The organism is Streptomyces cahuitamycinicus, assembly GCF_002891435.1.
GTDB lineage: Bacteria > Actinomycetota > Actinomycetes > Streptomycetales > Streptomycetaceae > Streptomyces > Streptomyces cahuitamycinicus.
In genome coordinates, this window is the sequence record NZ_POUC01000711.1 from 1 (window position 1) to 2534 (window position 2534).

2 protein-coding genes are annotated in these 2534 nt (G+C 72.4%); both read right to left on the reverse strand.

What is annotated here, in order from left to right; genetic code table 11:
* Positions 1-97: 97 nt before the first annotated feature.
* Positions 98-1180 carry a mannose-1-phosphate guanylyltransferase gene (manB, locus tag C1J00_RS41925; protein ID WP_102914053.1) on the reverse strand — a complete coding sequence of 361 codons (1083 nt, stop codon included), beginning with the start codon at positions 1178-1180 and terminating at the stop codon, positions 98-100.
* Positions 1181-1325: 145 nt separating this feature from the next.
* Positions 1326-2534: peptidoglycan recognition protein family protein (locus C1J00_RS41930; RefSeq protein WP_102914054.1), on the reverse strand; the 1209-nt coding region annotated here is incomplete at its 5' end.

Here is a 2534-nt window from a genome sequence, read left to right on the forward strand (position 1 = left end):
CAAGCTCTCGGCTTCGCTCGAGCAGGGGGCCCCATCGCCCCTGGCGGCACGCATGCCCGCAGCTGCGGGGCCACGCCCCGCCCCCCTGCGCCCCGTCCTACCGGTCCGACGAGAAGCGGACCGCTCCTGCCGGGATGCGGGCGTCGCACCATATGCGGGCGCCCTCCAGGAGTTCGTTGTCGGGGCCGATCACCGCGCCGTCGCCGATGACCGTGCCCGTGAGGACCGAGCGCCGGCCGACGCGGGCCCGGGTGCCGATCAGGGAGTCGGTGATGACCGCGCCCGGTTCGATGACCGCGCCGGGCAGGATCGTGCTGCCGAAGATCCGCGCGCCCTCCGCGACGAACGCGCCCTCGCCCACCACCGTGCCGCCCGACAGCTTGGCGTCGGAGGCCACCTGGGCCGTCGGCAGAACCAGACGGTCGCCGCAGCGGCCGGGGACGGCGGGCGACGGGGCCCGGCCCAGGACGAGGTCCGCCGAGCCCCGGACGAAGGCCGCCGGGGTGCCCAGGTCCAGCCAGTACGTCGAGTCGACCATGCCCTGGAGGTGGGCGCCGGCCGACAGCAGACCCGGAAAGGTCTCACGTTCCACCGAGACCGGCCTGCCGAGCGGGATGGAGTCGATGACCGAGCGGCGGAAGACGTACGCCCCCGCGTTGATCTGGTCGGTGACGATCTCCTCGGGGGTCTGCGGCTTCTCGAGGAACGCCAGGACCCTGCCCGTGTCGTCCGTGGGGACCAGGCCGTAGGCGCGCGGGTCGGTGACCTTGGTGAGGTGCAGCGAGACGTCCGCGCCCGTGGTCTCGTGGGTGTCGACCAGGGCCCGGATGTCGAGGCCCGTCAGGATGTCCCCGTTGAAGATCAGGACCGGGTCGTCGGGGCCGGAGCGCAGCCGTGAGGCCACGTTGCGGATGGCGCCGCCCGTGCCGAGCGGCTCCTCCTCGGTGACGTACTCCAGGTGCAGTCCCAGCGCCGAGCCGTCACCGAAGTACGGCTGGAATACCTCGGCCAGGTAGGACGTGGCCAGGACGATGTGCTCGACACCGGCCGCTCTCGCTCTCGCCAGCTGGTGCGTGAGGAACGGCACCCCGGCCGCCGGGACCATGGGCTTGGGGGTGTGCACCGTGAGCGGGCGCAGCCGGGTGCCCTTGCCGCCGACCAGGAGGATCGCTTCTGTCACGTGTCGTCTCTGCTTCCTGCCGGGACCGGCCGAACTGTCATTCGGCCGGTCAGTGTATGCAGACCGTTCCGTGGCGCCTTCGCTGGCCGTGCGGCATTTACGTCCCATGCCCCCGCATGCCCCCCGACGGCGGTCGAACGTGTACTCAGCGGCCCTGGTAGCGGGCCGCCTTGGAGCGGGCCGAGCCGAGCTTTCCGTAGAGCTTGCGTCCCGGGCACTCGGTCTTGAAGCCGTCCCGGTGCCCCGAGATCACGTTCAGCCGTACCTTCTTGCCTTTCCGGTGGAGATTGCTGCCGGCCGACTTCAGGTACGTCTTCCCCTTCGGGTTCATCCGGTACAGCCCCAGCTTCCAGGCGGTCAGCCGGGCGACGGCCTTGACCGCCGACTTCGACGGCTTCTTGGCGCCGTACGACCCGAGGACGGCGATCCCCATGCTGTTGCTGTTGAAACCAAGCGTGTGCGCGCCGAGGACCGGTTTCGCCACGCCTCCGGCGCGGCCCTCGTAGATCTTTCCGCACTTGTCGATGAGGAAGTTGTAGCCGATGTCCCGCCACCCCATGCTCTTGACGTGGTAGCGGTAGATACTGCGGATGAGTGACGGGACCTGCGAGCAGCGGTAGTTGTTGCCGCTGGCCGTGTGGTGCACGAAGGCCGCCTTGACCTTCTTGGTGTACCGGAAGCCGCTCTTCCGCAGCCCCTCGTTCGCCCCCCAGCCGCGCCGCGTGACGATACCCGGGCGCGGGCCGACGTACGGCTTGGCCTGTCGCTGCTGCGCCGTCAGCCCGCCGGGGTCGAGGGCGAGGTACTCCTGCTCGGTCTCGGCCCGGCTCAGTGCCGCGATCTCGGTGGTGCCGAGGGGGGCGAGGCCGGCGTTGGCGGCGGAGGCTTCGGCGCGGGCGGACGCCCCGGCGTTCAGGCCGCCGGTGCGGGGGCCGTCCGCGGCGGCGCCGTGGAGCGGGTCGTCGTCCTCGCCGGGGTCGACGAGTTCGAGGCGCAGGCCCGAGGGCAGCGGGGGCGCCGCGGGCAGGTTGCGGGCGCCCGGGGTCTGCTCGGCGGAGTCGGCTGCCGCGTCGTCGTGCCTGGAGCGGACCCGGAGTTCCACGCCGTCGGAGTCGCCCACCCACAGCGGGGCCGTGGCACCGCGGACGCGGCCCGAGGCCCTCTCGGGGGTGTCCGGGTCGGCGGCGTGGTCGGCGTTGTGGGTCTCCACGTCCTGCCAGCCCGACCAGGCGCCGGTGTCGGCGGCGCGGGTGCGGACCTGGACGCGGCCGTGGAGTTCGGCGTCGGGGTCGTCCCAGACGACGCCCACGAGGGAGAAGTGGCGTACGGCCCGGCGGGGCAGGCCCTGCTCGGC